Raw genomic sequence first — 15,831 nt, forward strand, 5'->3', positions numbered from 1 at the left:
ATTAGTGATTTCTTTATTGACAATCCTTGCAAAGAGGAGTATAGTAAGAATGGAAAATCGGTAGGTGAGGCTACCATAAGGATACGGATGACTACCGCAAAGCAGTGGAGACACTACTCGTTGGTCAACAGTCCTGATCGCCAAGGTCAAGACTATGCTCATTTCATTGCCTTATGGAGTTAAAGCTTGAACGGTAAATACTTGCTTTATCTGTGTTTAAAACAATGAGGCGAATAACCTGACATGCAAACAACCCTGCCGAGAATTGGCGGGGTATTCTTTTTGTTGAAAATTTTTCAAGCATACAATAGTTGATTGCCTGCTACTTAAGCAAAAGAAAGGAGACACGCGATGCAAATTGACGATCATCCGGAACCGCACATACACAGCCAATCGCTGATTTGTATCGTTCGGTCCTTATAAAGTGATTGGTCTCTGTGTATGAACTTGATTATTCATACATTAAGGAGAAACCAATGAAAACAGTAAAAGAAAGATTAGTTGCAGCTTTGCAGCTTCCTGTACAAGAAACCCTGGCATTCTACAAAAGTGCCTTTCGTGGTCTGACAGAAGAGCAGGTCGAAGAAAATCGTGACCTCTATGGGGAAAATATCATCACAAAGGGTCAGGAAGACTCTATTCTAAAGAAAATTTACGAATCTATTATCAACCCCTTTACGGTTATATTACTAGTAATTGCTCTGGTGTCCTTAGTGACCAATGTCTGGCTGGCTAAGCCCGGAGAGGAAGATCCGACAACTTCCATAATCATTGTCGTTCTGGTCTTGATTTCTGGAGGCATTCGTTTTATTCAGGAATTGCGTAGTGACCGCGCTGCTAGCAATCTGTCTCGGTTGATTGTCAACACAGCTACGGTTATTCGAGAAGGTTCAGAACAAGAACTTCCCATTGATGAGATTGTTGTAGGAGACATCGTTAAACTTAGTGCCGGAGACATGATTCCAGCGGATGTTTTGCTATTAGAATCGCGTGATTTTTTCGTTCAGCAGTCTGGCCTAACAGGGGAGAGCGATGCAGTAGAAAAGATATGTTTGTCTAAGGCGGATGGGCAAAATCTTGATAGCCTTTTAGAAACAGAGTCACTGGCCTTTATGGGAACCAACGTTATTTCCGGTAGAGCAACAGCTCTGGTACTGGTGGTTGGTGACGATACCATGATGGGGGCCATTGAGCAGACGCTGAATACCTACGATGAGCCGACTTCTTTTGAGCGTGATATGAATAGCATTTCTTGGCTCTTGATTCGTCTGATGCTCGTTATGGTACCTGTTGTTTTCTTCATCAATGGACTGACAGATGGAGACTGGTTGGAAGCAGGAGTCTTTGCCCTCAGCGTTGGGGTTGGCTTGACTCCAGAAATGCTACCTATGATTATCACAGCCAGCCTGGCTAAAGGTTCTATTATCATGGCTCAGGAAAAGGTTGTGATCAAAAAATTGAATGCTATTCAAGATCTAGGAGCTATTGATATCCTCTGTACGGATAAGACGGGTACACTGACCCAAGACGAGATTGTCTTGGAATATCCACTGGACATTCACGGTGATTTAGACTTGGCAGTGCTCCGTCGCGCCTTTCTAAATTCCTACTATCAAACAGGACTCAAAAACCTTATGGATCGGGCCATTATCAACCGAACAGAGAAAGAAGCCGAAAAGCATGAGCTTGTTCGTGATTTAGACCAAACCTTTAAAAAAATTGATGAACTGCCTTTTGATTTCGAGCGTCGTCGCATGAGCGTCATCGTCAAAGATGATGAAGATGTCATCAGCATGGTAACCAAGGGTGCCTTGGAGGAAATGCTGGCGATCTCTAGTTATGTGGAATACAAGAATCGCATTACGGAACTGACTGAGGAAATTCGTCAGGAAATCCTTGCGGAAGTGGCTCAACTCAATGAGCAAGGGCTACGCGTTCTTGGTGTTAGCTACAAGTCAGACCTAGAAGAAGATTACGACTATGAGGTCAAGGATGAGTCTGATATGATCTTGACGGGCTACTTGGCCTTTCTGGATCCACCCAAGTCATCTGCGGCTCCCGCTATTGAAACCTTGGCAGAGTACGGTGTTGCCACTAAGATTTTGACCGGTGATAATGAAAAGGTTACTCAGGCAGTCTGTGAAAAAGTTGGCCTTGATGTAGAAAATATCTTGCTAGGCGTAGAGGTAGATGCTTTATCAGATGAGGAATTGAGCAAAGCGGTAGAGAATACAACGGTCTTTGCCAAGCTCTCTCCTGACCAAAAAGCACGGATTATCCTTCAACTCAAGGCCAATGGACACAAGGTTGGCTACATGGGCGATGGCATCAATGATGCACCTTCTATGAAAGTAGCCGATGTTGGGATTTCTGTTGATACAGCTGTCGATATAGCCAAGGAAACGGCAGATGTCATTCTACTGGATAAGGACCTCATGGTTCTGGAGAAAGGGTTGGTAGAGGGACGCAAGGTCTATGCCAACATGACTAAGTACATTAAGATGACGGTCAGTTCCAATTTTGGGAATATCTTTTCTCTCCTCTTTGCCAGCATCTTTTTGCCTTTTTTGCCGATGGCACCAGTTCACCTGATTGTTCTCAATCTGGTTTATGATCTGTCCTGTATAGCTTTGCCTTTCGATAACGTTGATAGTGAATTTCTCAAGAAACCACGGATTTGGTCTGCTAACTCTATTACCCGCTTTATGGCTTGGATTGGGCCTATCTCATCCATTTTTGATGTTTTGACTTACTTGGCCCTTTACTTTATCATTGTTCCTATGATAACAGGAAGTAGTTATCAAGCTGGTACTGAGCAAGCGGCAACCTTTATCACTCTTTTCCAAACAGGGTGGTTTATTGAGTCTATGTGGACCCAAACTATGGTCATCTATATGCTTCGCTCACCTAAATTACCATTCGTGCAAAGCCGTCCAGCCTTGTCTGTTATTGTAACCACTATGGCTGCTGCTCTCTTTGTTACTTCTTTGCCATATAGCCTCTTTGCTTCTGTTCTCAAAACAGCTCCGCTCAATGGCGCATATTTCCTTTTCCTTCTGCTGATTATTGTGCTTTACATGGTTAGTGTAACCTTTGTTAAACACTTGTATATCAAGCGATATGGGGAATGGCTTTAGAACCAAGAAAAACTCTGAAAAGGTTTGCTTATGGCAAGCCTTTTCAATCTTTTTTTGATATAATAAGAAGAATAAATTGAAAGAAGGAAATCCAATCATGGGAAAACTTGAAGTTATCGCTCATCCACTAATTCAGCATAAATTGTCTATCTTGCGTCGTACAGATACCTCTACCAAGGCTTTTCGTGAATTAGTTGATGAGATCGCAATGCTCATGGGATATGAGGTTTTGCGGGATTTACCACTTGAAGATGTAGAAATTGAAACACCAATTACAAAAACAGTCCAAAAGCAGATTGCAGGAAAAAAATTAGCTATTGTACCAATCCTGCGGGCTGGTATTGGCATGGTCGATGGACTTCTAAGCTTGGTTCCAGCAGCGAAGGTCGGCCACATCGGAATGTACCGTGATGAAGAGACGTTGAAACCAGTTGAATACTTAGTGAAGTTACCAGAAGATATCGACCAACGTCAGATTTTCGTTGTCGATCCAATGCTAGCTACAGGTGGTTCTGCGATCTTGGCTGTGGATTCTCTCAAAAAACGTGGTGCTAGTCACATTACATTTGTATGCTTGGTTTCTGCACCTGAAGGAGTAAAAGCCTTGCAGGAAGCACACCCAGATGTGGATATTTTCACGGCTGCCTTGGATGACCATCTAAATGAACATGGTTATATCGTACCAGGATTGGGAGATGCTGGAGACCGCTTGTTCGGAACTAAATAAGATTTTGCTGAAGGGTTGTCCAAAATCCAAGAAATAGGAAAATGGAGTGGTTTTGAAGAATAAGCTTCTCAAGGTCAGTATACTTCCTAATCGATTCAAAAATTTGACCTTTATTGACCAAAGAGTTATAATGGATTCATCCTTTGAATATTCTATTTCCTATTTGATAGAAAATCCAACTAACAGAAAGTGAGAAAACTATGATTCCTGTAGTTATTGAACAAACAAGCCGTGGGGAACGCTCGTATGATATTTACTCACGCCTATTAAAAGACCGCATCATCATGTTGACAGGTCCGGTAGAGGATAATATGGCTAATTCAGTCATTGCTCAGCTTCTTTTCTTGGATGCACAAGACAGTACCAAGGATATCTACCTCTATGTTAATACACCAGGTGGTTCAGTCTCAGCTGGTTTAGCGATTGTTGACACCATGAACTTTATTAAATCCGATGTCCAAACAATCGTTATGGGTATGGCAGCGAGCATGGGAACCATCATCGCATCAAGCGGTGCCAAAGGCAAACGTTTCATGCTTCCAAATGCTGAATATATGATTCACCAGCCAATGGGAGGAACTGGTGGTGGTACTCAGCAAACGGATATGGCTATTGCTGCGGAACACTTGTTGAAGACCCGGAAAACTTTAGAGCAAATTCTTGCCGATAATTCTGGTAAAACAGTTGAGCAAATTCATGCTGATGCAGAACGTGATTATTGGATGAGTGCTGAAGAAACTCTTGCTTATGGATTCATTGATGAGATCATGGCCAACAATAATTTGAGTTAATCATATAAAATCAAATTGCCCCTAAGGGGCTTTTTTGATATAATCAGTAAGTAGTTCTAGTTTGGGAAGGATCGTTTATGTATCAGAAAGAAGAACGAGTTGGAGTAATTGTTTATCTTTATTATAATCGTGACGTAAAAAAAGTTGCTGCATATGGAGATATAGTTTACCATTCTAAAAAACGTCGGTATCTTCAGCTCTATGTACCAAAAATGCAAGCGGAAGACTTGCAGAAGAAGCTGGGACAGGAAAAGTTTGTAAAAAAAGTTCGTGCTTGTCATATTCAGGAATTGGACAAAAACTTCGTTGGTAGTCTACATCGCCAAGAGGAAAACGTTATCATTTAAAAAGCGTTTGTTTTTATATTGACAATTTTCTGATAATTCGGTATATTCTTACTATATAGTTTTGAATACACATAAAGGAGAACATTTTGATGAAGAAAAAATTTGCATTAACCTTGGTTAGTCTTGCAAGTGTTGCATTGCTAGCAGCCTGTGGAGAGGTCTCTACAACAGGAAATTCTGGTTCTGCTTCAGGAACTGAGATTGGTAAGACACTTAAAATTGGTTTCAACTTTGAAGAAACTGGTGACGTTGCTTCATACGGAACCGCTGAACAAAAAGCTGCTAAGTTAGCTGTTGATGAAATCAACAAAGCTGGTGGAGTAGACGGAAAACAAATCGAAATTACAGATAAGGATAATAAATCCGAGTTGAGTGAAGCTTCTACAGTTTCTACAAACTTGGTGACCCAGGCTAAAGTGAATGCCATCATTGGTCCTGCGACTTCAGGTGGTACTGGTGCAGCGATTACAAATGCTGCTAAAGCTTCTGTTCCTTTGATTACCCCAAGTGGTACTCAGGATGATTTGACAAAAGGTCAAGACTACTTGTTCCGTACAACTTTCATAGATAGTTTCCAAGGGAAAATTCTTAGCAAATATGTCACAGACAATTTGAAAGCTAAGAAAGTTGTTCTTTACTACGATAACTCAAGTGACTACGCAAAAGGAATCGCCAAGGCTTTCCAAGAAGAGTATAAGGGTGAAATCGTTGCAACTGAAACATTTGCCTCAAAAGATACTGACTTCCAAGCAGCTTTAACTAAATTCAAAGGTAAAGACTTTGATGCCCTTGTTGTTCCAGGTTACTACACTGAAGCTGGTAAAATCGTAAACCAAGCTCGTGGTATGGGAATTGACAAACCAATTGTTGGTGGAGATGGATTTAACAGTGAAGAGTTTATCTCACAAGCAACTCCAGCAGCTGCAACTAATGTTTACTATGTTTCTGGTTACTCAACTAGCGGAGACATGACAGCTAAAGCTAAGAAATTCTTGGAAGCATATAAAGCTAAGTATAATGAAGAACCATCAATGTTCTCTGCTCTTGCTTATGACTCTGTTTATATGGTAGCAGAAGCTTCTAAGGGTGCGAAAAACTCAGTTGATATCAAAGAAAACCTTGCTAAGTTGAAAGACTTCGAAGGGGTGACTGGTTCTATCACAATGGATAAAAATCATAACCCAGTTAAGTCAGCCTTGATGATTGGCTTGAAAGATGGTAAAGTTGATACTGTGGAAACAGTAAAACCAAACTAAGCAATTCAACTGAATTTCTAGAATCTTACAAAAGAAGGAAAAGGAATTGTATTTAAATCAGAATACAGTTCCTTTCTGCGGGTGAGGTGATGAATTCAATTTCTAGGATTGAGTTTGTCTCTTGCCCGATTTTATTATATTAGAAAGTGTGGTGTCTTATGCTCCAACAGCTTGTCAATGGTCTAATTCTAGGTAGTGTCTATGCACTGTTAGCCCTAGGTTACACCATGGTCTATGGTATTATTAAGCTCATTAATTTTGCCCATGGCGATATTTATATGATGGGTGCTTTTATGGGGTATTTCCTCATTAATTCATTGAAATTAAATTTCTTTTTGGCCTTGATTGTGGCTATGATTGGAACAGCTATTTTAGGGGTTGTCATTGAATTCTTGGCTTATCGCCCATTACGAAATTCGACTCGTATTGCAGCCTTAATTACAGCAATTGGGGTTTCCTTCCTTTTGGAATATCTCATGGTTTATTTTGTCGGTGCAAGTACCTTACCATTCCCTCAGGTAATTCCAACTGTTCGTTTTAACTTAGGACCTATTACAGTCTCAAATATTCAGTTGATGATTTTAGGGATTTCTATTTTCTTGATGTTGGCTTTGCAATTTATTGTACAAAAAACCAAGATGGGGAAAGCTATGAGGGCAGTTTCAGTAGATAGTGACGCTGCTCAACTAATGGGAATCAATGTCAACAGGACCATTAGTTTCACCTTTGCATTGGGTTCTGCACTAGCAGGAGCAGCAGGTGTTCTTATCGCTCTTTACTATAACTCATTAGAGCCTTTAATGGGGATGACTCCAGGTATTAAGTCCTTTGTTGCTGCTGTTTTGGGTGGTATCGGAATTATTCCAGGGGCTGCCTTGGGTGGTTTTGTTATTGGTCTTTTAGAAACCTTTGCAACAGCTTTTGGTATGTCAGACTTCCGTGATGCGATTGTCTATGGTATTTTGATTATCATCTTGTTAATTCGTCCTGCGGGAATCCTTGGGAAAAACGTGAAAGAGAAGGTGTAAGGTATGAAGCAAAATCTGAAAGTAAATCTTCTATGGCTTGCTTTAATTCTTGCAGGCTTTGTCTTGATTACTGTTTTAGCTGGTGGAGGAATACTGAACGCCTTCCATTTGCAAATCTTAGAAGAAATCGGTATTAACATTATTCTAGCGGTTGGTCTCAACCTGATTGTTGGATTCTCAGGGCAATTTTCTTTAGGCCATGCTGGTTTCATGGCTATTGGAGCCTATGCAGTTGCAATCATTGGAACAAAATCTCCAACCTATCCTGCCTTTTTTGCTGCTATGATACTAGGGGCTTTCATTGCAGGACTTGTTGCCTTGGGAGTTGGGATTCCTACACTTCGACTAAAAGGAGATTACTTGGCCATTGCAACTCTTGGAGTATCTGAAATTATTCGTATCTTGATTGTGAATGGTGGAGAAGTTACTAATGGTGCTGCTGGTATTTTAAGTATTCCTGGCTTTACTAGCTGGCAGATGGTTTATTTCTTTGTTGTTATTACGACTTTGTTCACATTGAACTTTTTGCGTAGTCCTCTGGGGCGCAAAACCTTGTCTGTCCGTGAAGATGAGATTGCGGCAGAGTCTGTAGGTGTTAACACAACTAAGGCTAAAGTCGTTGCCTTTGTCTTTGGGGCGATAACTGCATCAATTGCAGGTGCTTTGAAGGCTGGTTTTATCGGAGCAGTTGTGCCTAAGGATTACTCTTTTACCAACACGATCAATGTCCTAATCATTGTTGTATTTGGTGGTTTAGGATCTATGACAGGAACAGTCATCGCAGCAATTGTACTCGGTATTTTGAACATGCTCTTGCAAGAGTTCTCAAGCATTCGAATGATTATCTATTCACTCGCTCTTATCTTAGTTATGATCTTCCGTCCAGGTGGACTTCTAGGTACTTGGGAGCTGCAATTGTCGCGCTTTTTAAAAAAAGATAAGGAGGTCAAAGAATAATGGCACTTCTTGATGTAAAAAATTTAACAAAACATTTTGGTGGTCTGACAGCCGTTGGAGATGTGACTTTAGAGCTAAATGAGGGAGAATTGGTCGGACTTATCGGGCCAAACGGTGCTGGTAAAACAACTCTCTTTAATTTATTGACGGGGGTATACGAGCCAAGTGAAGGGACAGTGACTTTAGATGGTCACTTGCTAAACGGTAAAGCTCCATATAAAATTGCATCGCTCGGACTTGGACGCACTTTCCAAAATATCCGTCTCTTTAAAGATTTGACAGTTTTAGACAATGTCTTGATTGCTTTTGGGAATCACCACAAGCCACATACTTTTGCCTCCTTCTTCCGCCTTCCAGCTTTCTATAAAAATGAAGAAGACTTGAAAAATAAGGCTTTGGATTTGCTGAAGATTTTTGACTTGGATAAGGAAGCTGAGACTTTGGCCAAAAACTTAGCTTATGGTCAACAACGTCGCTTGGAAATCGTTCGGGCTTTGGCAACGGAGCCAAAGATTCTCTTTTTGGATGAGCCGGCTGCTGGTATGAATCCACAAGAAACAGCAGAATTGACTGAGTTGATCCGTCGTATCAAAAATGAATTCAACATTACCATTATGTTGATTGAGCATGATATGAGCTTGGTTATGGAAGTTACTGAACGAATCTATGTATTGGAATATGGTCGTTTGATTGCTCACGGTACACCTGATGAAATCAAGAGCAATGAACGAGTTATTGAAGCATATCTAGGAGGTGAAGCCTGATGACTATGTTAAAAGTTGAGAATTTATCAGTCCACTATGGCATGATTCAGGCTGTCCGTGATGTCAGCTTTGAAGTCAATGAAGGAGAAGTTGTTTCTTTGATTGGTGCTAATGGTGCTGGAAAAACAACCATCCTTCGGACGATTTCTGGCTTGGTTCGTCCGAGTGCTGGTAAAATTGAATTTTTAGGAAACGAAATCCAGAAAGTCCCAGCTCAGAAAATCGTAGCAGCTGGTCTTTCTCAGGTTCCAGAAGGCCGTCATGTCTTTCCAGGTTTGACAGTTATGGAGAATCTAGAAATGGGAGCCTTCCTCAAAACAAACCGAGAAGAAAATCAAGCCAACTTGAAGAAGGTCTTTTCTCGTTTCCCGCGCTTAGAAGAGCGTAAAAACCAAGATGCTGCAACCCTTTCGGGTGGTGAGCAGCAGATGTTAGCGATGGGACGAGCCTTGATGTCTACTCCTAAACTACTTCTTTTGGATGAGCCTTCTATGGGATTGGCACCTATTTTCATTCAAGAAATTTTTGATATCATTCAAGATATTCAAAAACAAGGGACAACAGTTCTCCTTATTGAGCAAAATGCCAATAAAGCACTTTCGATTGCAAATCGTGGCTACGTTCTTGAGACTGGTAAAATTGTTCTTTCCGGAACAGGACAAGAACTCCTCGCCTCAGACGAAGTCCGCAAAGCATATCTAGGTGGTTAAAAAGGTCCAGTGGACCTTTTTAAGTTATAGATAAAGAAAACCAAGTTTTCATCAAGATGCCCGGGTGGATTGTTTCAGGTTGCAGATGGGAATTCGTGGCAGCGAGTTTTCTTCAAACTGTCTGGGAGACATTTTTAGGTTGTTGATAGAAAGTTACGAAAGTAACTTAACATTTTGAAAAGGTCCAATGGACCTTTTTAAGTTGCAGATAAAGAAAACCAAGTTTTCGTCAAGATACTCGGGGGATTGTTTCAGCTTGCAGATGGGGATTCGTGGCAGCGAGTTTTCTTCAAACTGTCTGGGAGACATTTTTAGGTTGTTGCTAGAAAGTTACGGAAGTAACTTAACATTTTAAAAAGGTCCAATGGACCTTTTTAAGTTGCAGATAAAGAAAACCAAGTTTTCGTCAAGATGCCCGGTGGATTGTTTCAGGTTGAAGATCTAGGTTGTTAGGATAGAAATGACAGTATATCTTTCATATTCTGCTTTTTATTAATTAAATTTGAATAAGCAGGAGAAATCACAAAGTTTTGAGGAATACTCTTATATATTAGGGTAGATAGGTTGGTTATAAGATTATTTATATTTAAAAATGTGATTTTGAATAGAATGAGTCTTAAGCTTAAGCCAGATAATTTTTAGAAACTTGAGTAATTCTCCAGTAGTTTTTCATTGAGGTTCTTTCAATTTTGCCAATAGCTGGATTTTTCTTAATTTTGAAAAAGTAAGAAAAATGATGAAAGCGTTTGAAATTGCGAAAAAAAAACAGTATAATAAAAGAAAGAAAAAATAGAGGAGAGACTCTTATGGCAGTAAAAGATTTTATGACACGCAAAGTCGTTTATATTAGTCCTGATACGACGGTTGCTCACGCAGCAGATATTATGCGGGAGCAAGGTTTGCACAGATTGCCAGTTATTGAAAATGATAAATTGGTTGGGCTTGTTACGGAAGGGACAATTGCTGAGGCCAGCCCATCTAAAGCAACTAGCCTATCCATTTATGAGATGAACTACCTCCTCAACAAAACAAAGATTAAGGATGTCATGATTCGAAAGGTCATCACGGTGTCCCAATATGCCAGTCTAGAAGATGCGACCTACCTAATGTTGAAAAATAAAGTCGGTATTCTTCCAGTCGTGGACAATGAGCAGGTTTATGGTGTGATTACGGATCGAGATATTTTTAAAGCCTTTTTAGAAGTATCTGGTTATGGAGAAGAAGGTGTTCGAGTGCGCTTTGTCACTGAAGATGAAGTCGGAGTTTTGGAGCATATTGTCCATTTGCTGGTTGAAGAAAATCTGAATATTTCAAATGCGGTTAACATACCGCGGAAAGATGGTAAGGTTGTTATTGAGGTTCAAATTGATGGCAAGGTGGATTTAGAAGCTCTCAAAACAAAATTTGAAGACAATCAGATTCATGTGGATAGCATCGTTCATACAGAAGCGAAAGCCTTATAAAATATACAAAAGGACTGGGAATCATGTTCCCGGTCCTTTTGTATATTTTAGATTTACGCATCTTAACGTCTTAAAATTTTCTTTATGAGCTGAATGATTTTAAATTTAAGAGGGTTAGGATAATAACGGAAAGTTCCCATTTTTCGAACTATGAAGCCGTTGAAGTTTTGTTTGAAGCGCAGAACACCGTCAGAACCATCGAAAATTCCCATAATGCCGAGGAAATTATAAAATGGAATGCCTCTCTTGATGCTCTCAGTCATAACGTATTCCTGCAGCAGGGCAGGGGCGTAGAATTTGTTAAACTCAGGATAGGAGCCGCTGAAGAGATAGGTTGCTTCCTGAGGAGTATAGATAAAGAGGCTGGCAGCCAGAACTTGGTCTTGGTCGCCGTACTTATCAATCAGATCTTGAGCCTCTGCTTTGCGGGTTTCAAAGCTATCAAACTGGCTGGAAAGCTCTCGCAGCTGGTTTTGCTTCTTTTCAGATTGAGGATTGTTTTCCAAGTCAGCCTGTAGTTTCTGGATTTTCTGGCCCAGTTTCTCTTGGTCTTTTTGTAAGTTCTGAAGATAGTCCTTGAAGTTGAGACTAGCTGTCATGAAGTCAGCCTGCTGTCCAAAGCTATCATAAAAATCTTGATAGTAGTCTAGTGGCTTGTCATCATATTCCCGCCGGTCAGAAGTGGCAGCTGTGATGTCTTTGAAAATGCTGAGTTGGTCACGTTCCAGCCTTGTTAGCTTGATACCAAAGGTATTCGCCTTTTTGACTGTCGCCTTACCATTTTTACTGAAGGATTTGAGCAAGTCTTTCTCCGTCAGACCAGCTAAATCTTTGACATAATGCCAATCAGGCTCCCCGCCTGGATAGCCCGTCTGTAGGCCATCAAAGGCAAAGCCTAAGTCAGTCAGTTGCTGGATAAGCTCGCCTTTTTCTTCAGATGTGGGTTGGCCATTGCTGTCAAAGGTCTGGTAAGTCTCATAGGGTTTGATGATGAGCTCTAGGGCACCTTCTTTTTTAGCATAGGCTTGCAAAGCTTGATAGAAGGGGGTCAGGTATTGAGCATTGGTAGAGACAGGACCGCAGTTGATTTCCATATGAAGGCCGCCAGTCATAGGCATGCTGTAGAGGACAGCTGACACCACTACCTTCCCTTGTGGGTCAGTGTAGCCGACATACTGGGTACTGAAGCCACGCTTGCTCAGCAGCTCTGCCATTTCCACGGTCTGCATAAAAGAGCGTTGGGAGCTAGCTGAGGTATGCTGGATGAATTCTTCTTGGCTGAGAAGTTTAAAGGTCATAGGCTTCCTTTCTTTTAATGCTTGCTACGCAGTTTCTTTCTGATAGTGTAGGCCAGATTAGAGAGGTGGTAGAGGGGATTGGTTGGCAGGTTAAACTCACCAGCGAATTCCTCAATGGTTGGATTGAACTTGGATTTAAAGCTGTAGAGACCGCCCTTAAGATCGTTTTCGATTCCACCCATATTTTGCCAATCTGCTCCGCGCTCAAAAGCATGTTTGGCTGTTTCGTACCAAGTGATGATGGCAGGCTGATAACGACGGTATTCCTCGTCCATTCCAGCATAGATATTTTCAGAGGTTTTGCCGTATTCCAAGACCAGGGTGCCAGACAGGGGAACGACAGTAGCACCTTGGCTGATTTTGTCCTGCAGAAAGTCAATCTCTTCCTGGAGGCGTTTCTGTTCTTGCTGGTTATTCTCAATCTTGCCAGGCTTGGTTTTATCGGTAAATTTCTCTGCTTCCTTGAGTGTCTTAGTCAGCTGAGCCTGCAAATCTTCCAATCGTGCCTTTAGATCAATGCTGGATAAGGTGATGTAGGAGTGGTTGGGATAAGTATCCAAGAGTTTTTGGTAATAGTCTTTGCCACGCAGGTGGATATTTTTCCTGTTTTCCGTTTTCTTCATCAGGCCTGAAAAGTCATCCAGTAATTCTGCTCCGCCAAATTGGATTTGGATGCCTTTGTTTCGGGCTGTACGAATAGCCTGGCGAGTACTCTTAGAAAGCAGATCCTCGCTGAAATCTTCTTTATGGATATTGGCCTGCAAGCGAGGCTGGATGGTTTCGTCCAGAGACTCAGTCCGTCCGACCCAGATAGCTCCAGCATGCTGCAGCTCTTGAATCAGCTCAACAGTCTCTGTATTGTCTTGCAATTCAGCACCCATCTTGCTTTCTGCCAGAAAGAGGCTGGGGTCAAACTTGAGAAAGAGAGCTTTTTTCTCCTTAGCAAATTTCTTGAGCGACGCCAAAACAAAGGCCAGCAGCTCCTTATCACTATAGTCCATGATGGGACCGCGCGGAATATAAAGCATGGTCATCCCCAAGGGCAGTGGTTTAATCAGGACACTGGCTGCAGCAACCAAGTGGTCGTCTTTATAGAAGCCCAAGCGTGCATTTGCCCAGTTGTCCTTAATCTGAGCCCAGGCTGAGCTCTGCAGGAGATTGGCCTGCGGATGAGCCGTGACAAAATCGTCGTGTTCCTGAGCTGAAATTCCAATTTTGTAACTAAACATTATTTTAAAACCCACTCTCTAATGGCGTGTGCTACGCCGGATTCGTCGTTTGATTTGGTGATATATTTGGCAATTCTTTTGAGTTCTTCCTTGCCGTTTTCCATGACAACAGGAGAGCCGACAGCTTCCAGCATGGCGCGGTCGTTTTCTTCATCGCCGATTGCCATGGTCTCTTCCTTGCTCAAGCCCAGTTTTTCAGCCAGATGGAGGACAGCAGCCCCTTTATTAACAGTCTTTTTGACAATTTCCAGATAGAAAGGAGCTGACTTAACCAGTGTATATTTTTCGGCTAATTCCGGTGGTAGCTTAGCAATGGCTGCATCCAGAATTTCTGGTTCATCAATATACATGCATTTGACGATTTCTTTATTAGCCATTTCTTCAGGCGTACGATAGAAAATCGGCATGCTGACCAGATTGGACTCGTAAACAGTGTACTTGCCGATGTTCCGATTGGCTGTATAAATGCCGTCCTTGGTGATGGCATGCATGTGGACACCTAATTTTCGCCCAAGCAGTTCGATATCCAGATAGTCGTCATAGGTCAGTGTTTCCTTGATTAATTCTTGACCTGTAACAGTATCCTGCACCAGTCCGCCGTTGAAGGTAACGATATAGTTATCTGGCTGATTAAGCTCTAGTTCCTCGAGGAGTCTTTGAACGCCAGCAATAGGGCGACCGGTTGCAATGACAATTTTGACTCCAGCAGCTTTGGCATCCTGGATAGCAGAAAAGACTTCTGGTGTGATTTCTTTTTTGCTGTTTAACAAGGTGCCATCAATATCAATGGCGACTAGTTTAATGGACATCTTATTCTCCGTAAATAAAAGTATCGTTTTTCATATAGCTTAGAAAAGCTTGGCTTTTTTCATTGAACAAACCAGCATCTGTCAACATTTCTTTAGGAAAATAGAAACGGTTGTCCCCTTGACGTGTACCCGTTAGGGATTGGACAATTGGGGAAAGGCTAGACAGTTCAGCTAAACTACCGTCTTTTTGAATGATTTCAATCTGAGTACGTGGCTTTTCAACATCTGGACGATAAAAATCATAAGGAAGGTCAAAATTACGATGAATAGCAGTGTAATAATCTGGTTCAAAACCAACTTGTTTGACAAGCTGGCGTAGGACATCCAGATGTTTTTCATTTTCCTCTGAGAAAATCATGGATTTAAAAACTTTTCGGTTGACATATCGCTGAGCAAGGTCAGATAAGATGGTGTCAGGGCTGGTCATCCAGCTTTGGAAGTAGGTATTCATGACTCCATCATCCAAAGCTAAATAGTCTTGCAAACTAAATCTCTTTTCAAAGAAAGGCAGTAAATTGGGTGAAGTTAGTTTAAAGAAGTCCTTCTGATCTTCGTAAAGGAATTTGGCTCTTTTTAATAGATTTTGCAACAAAACTTCCATGGCTCGACTAGCTGGATGGAAATAAACCTGCATGTACATCTGATAACGACTGACCACATAATCCTCCACGGCATGCATACCATTACGTTGAAAGGCAATCCCGTTTTCAACTGGTCGTATGACCCGTAGAATTCTGGTCAAGTCAAATTGACCATAGGAAGCACCAGTATAAAAGGAGTCTCGTAAGAGATAGTCCATCCGGTCCACATCAATCTGACTGGAAATCAGCTGAACCACTTGCTTGTTAGGATAGGTGTGGTTGATGACACTGGCCACTTTTTCAGGAAAATCTGGTGAAACCTGAGTCAATACACGATTAATCTCGGTTTCAGGACTTGTGATAATCTGGCGTGTGATTTCTTCATGATCGGTATCAAATAAACGCTCAAAGCTATGAGAGTAGGCTCCGTGTCCTACATCGTGTAGAAGAGCAGTGACCATTACCAAAAGAGACTCATGGTTGTCCCAAGTTTGAAGATATCTCTCATCAAAGATTTTGGTAATTCGTCGGGCGATTTCATAGGCCCCCAGACAATGCGAAAAACGGCTATGCTCACCACCATGGAAAGTGTAACCAGATGTTCCCAGTTGCTTGATGCGGCGTAGTCGTTGAAATTCTTTAGTATTAATTAAGTCGTAAATAACTTGGTGGTCCACATGGATATAGGTGTGAACTGGATCACGAAATACTTTTTCAATCATGCTTCTATTATA

The 15,831-nt window shown here is 41.5% G+C and carries 14 protein-coding genes and 1 riboswitch; of the genes, 10 read left to right on the forward strand and 4 right to left on the reverse strand.

Annotated elements, in window-relative coordinates; translation table 11 throughout:
* The first annotated feature begins 49 nt into the window (after nt 1-49).
* Nucleotides 50-206: riboswitch (M-box (ykoK) riboswitch) on the forward strand.
* A 270-nt stretch (nt 207-476) separates the two neighbouring features.
* The 10 genes from mgtA (at nt 477) to PCY09_RS08640 (ending at nt 11,180) form a co-directional block, all read left to right on the forward strand.
* Nucleotides 477-3,137, forward strand: a complete 2,661-nt coding sequence (gene mgtA, locus PCY09_RS08595; RefSeq protein WP_061602205.1) for a magnesium-translocating P-type ATPase — start codon at nt 477-479, stop codon at nt 3,135-3,137.
* A 97-nt stretch (nt 3,138-3,234) separates the two neighbouring features.
* Nucleotides 3,235-3,864, forward strand: a complete 630-nt coding sequence (gene upp / locus PCY09_RS08600) for a uracil phosphoribosyltransferase (RefSeq protein WP_008809560.1) — start codon at nt 3,235-3,237, stop codon at nt 3,862-3,864.
* A 173-nt stretch (nt 3,865-4,037) separates the two neighbouring features.
* Nucleotides 4,038-4,655, forward strand: a complete 618-nt coding sequence (locus PCY09_RS08605) for an ATP-dependent Clp protease proteolytic subunit (protein WP_256262209.1) — start codon at nt 4,038-4,040, stop codon at nt 4,653-4,655.
* 77 nt (nt 4,656-4,732) lie between these two features.
* The gene (locus PCY09_RS08610; RefSeq protein ID WP_045635066.1) at nt 4,733-5,002 is read left to right on the forward strand and encodes a YlbG family protein; all 270 of its coding nucleotides are present in this window, start codon (nt 4,733-4,735) and stop codon (nt 5,000-5,002) included.
* 89 nt (nt 5,003-5,091) lie between these two features.
* A complete protein-coding gene (locus tag PCY09_RS08615; protein ID WP_045635067.1) occupies nt 5,092-6,258 on the forward strand; it encodes an ABC transporter substrate-binding protein in 1,167 nt (388 codons plus the stop codon).
* Between the two features lie 158 nt (nt 6,259-6,416).
* The gene (locus tag PCY09_RS08620) at nt 6,417-7,286 is read left to right on the forward strand and encodes a branched-chain amino acid ABC transporter permease (RefSeq protein ID WP_008809556.1); all 870 of its coding nucleotides are present in this window, start codon (nt 6,417-6,419) and stop codon (nt 7,284-7,286) included.
* 3 nt (nt 7,287-7,289) lie between these two features.
* On the forward strand, nt 7,290-8,243 hold the full coding sequence (locus PCY09_RS08625; RefSeq protein ID WP_061583097.1) for a branched-chain amino acid ABC transporter permease: 954 nt from the start codon (nt 7,290-7,292) through the stop codon (nt 8,241-8,243).
* Complete coding sequence (locus PCY09_RS08630; protein ID WP_008809554.1) at nt 8,243-9,007, forward strand: ABC transporter ATP-binding protein; 765 nt, start codon at nt 8,243-8,245, stop codon at nt 9,005-9,007. Before PCY09_RS08625 ends, PCY09_RS08630 begins: the two co-directional genes overlap by 1 nt.
* The gene (locus PCY09_RS08635) at nt 9,007-9,717 is read left to right on the forward strand and encodes an ABC transporter ATP-binding protein (RefSeq protein WP_008809553.1); all 711 of its coding nucleotides are present in this window, start codon (nt 9,007-9,009) and stop codon (nt 9,715-9,717) included. Before PCY09_RS08630 ends, PCY09_RS08635 begins: the two co-directional genes overlap by 1 nt.
* Nucleotides 9,718-10,523: 806 nt before the next feature.
* Complete coding sequence (locus PCY09_RS08640; protein ID WP_111724002.1) at nt 10,524-11,180, forward strand: CBS domain-containing protein; 657 nt, start codon at nt 10,524-10,526, stop codon at nt 11,178-11,180.
* 62 nt (nt 11,181-11,242) lie between these two features.
* On the opposite strand, the gene PCY09_RS08645 is transcribed toward PCY09_RS08640, so the two are convergent.
* The 4 genes from PCY09_RS08645 to PCY09_RS08660 are packed head-to-tail and all read right to left on the reverse strand — an operon-like array spanning nt 11,243 to nt 15,819.
* A complete protein-coding gene (locus tag PCY09_RS08645) occupies nt 11,243-12,478 on the reverse strand; it encodes an aminoacyltransferase (protein WP_125397261.1) in 1,236 nt (411 codons plus the stop codon).
* Between the two features lie 14 nt (nt 12,479-12,492).
* Entirely contained in the window at nt 12,493-13,707 is a 1,215-nt protein-coding gene (locus PCY09_RS08650; protein WP_185760629.1) for an aminoacyltransferase, read from the reverse strand.
* Complete coding sequence (gene yidA, locus PCY09_RS08655; protein WP_125397259.1) at nt 13,707-14,516, reverse strand: sugar-phosphatase; 810 nt, start codon at nt 14,514-14,516, stop codon at nt 13,707-13,709. The genes PCY09_RS08650 and yidA overlap by 1 nt, the downstream gene beginning before the upstream one ends.
* Before the next feature lies 1 nt (nt 14,517).
* Nucleotides 14,518-15,819, reverse strand: coding sequence for an HD domain-containing protein (locus tag PCY09_RS08660; RefSeq protein WP_125397258.1), 1,302 nt, complete (start codon nt 15,817-15,819; stop codon nt 14,518-14,520).
* Nucleotides 15,820-15,831: the final 12 nt, after the last annotated feature.

The sequence above is a fragment of the Streptococcus sp. SG2 genome (assembly GCF_030439925.1).
In the GTDB taxonomy this organism is placed as follows: Bacteria; Bacillota; Bacilli; order Lactobacillales; family Streptococcaceae; genus Streptococcus; species Streptococcus gordonii.

Coding starts and splice junctions, on each gene's coding strand:
- mgtA (WP_061602205.1), top strand. CDS start 477: ATGAAAACAGTAAAAGAAAGATTAGTTGCAGCTTTGCAGCTTCCTGTA.
- upp (WP_008809560.1), top strand. CDS start 3,235: ATGGGAAAACTTGAAGTTATCGCTCATCCACTAATTCAGCATAAATTG.
- PCY09_RS08610 (WP_045635066.1), top strand. CDS start 4,733: ATGTATCAGAAAGAAGAACGAGTTGGAGTAATTGTTTATCTTTATTAT.
- PCY09_RS08615 (WP_045635067.1), top strand. CDS start 5,092: ATGAAGAAAAAATTTGCATTAACCTTGGTTAGTCTTGCAAGTGTTGCA.
- PCY09_RS08620 (WP_008809556.1), top strand. CDS start 6,417: ATGCTCCAACAGCTTGTCAATGGTCTAATTCTAGGTAGTGTCTATGCA.
- PCY09_RS08625 (WP_061583097.1), top strand. CDS start 7,290: ATGAAGCAAAATCTGAAAGTAAATCTTCTATGGCTTGCTTTAATTCTT.
- PCY09_RS08630 (WP_008809554.1), top strand. CDS start 8,243: ATGGCACTTCTTGATGTAAAAAATTTAACAAAACATTTTGGTGGTCTG.
- PCY09_RS08635 (WP_008809553.1), top strand. CDS start 9,007: ATGACTATGTTAAAAGTTGAGAATTTATCAGTCCACTATGGCATGATT.
- PCY09_RS08640 (WP_111724002.1), top strand. CDS start 10,524: ATGGCAGTAAAAGATTTTATGACACGCAAAGTCGTTTATATTAGTCCT.
- PCY09_RS08645 (WP_125397261.1), bottom strand. CDS start 12,478: ATGACCTTTAAACTTCTCAGCCAAGAAGAATTCATCCAGCATACCTCA.
- PCY09_RS08650 (WP_185760629.1), bottom strand. CDS start 13,707: ATGTTTAGTTACAAAATTGGAATTTCAGCTCAGGAACACGACGATTTT.
- yidA (WP_125397259.1), bottom strand. CDS start 14,516: ATGTCCATTAAACTAGTCGCCATTGATATTGATGGCACCTTGTTAAAC.
- PCY09_RS08660 (WP_125397258.1), bottom strand. CDS start 15,819: ATGATTGAAAAAGTATTTCGTGATCCAGTTCACACCTATATCCATGTG.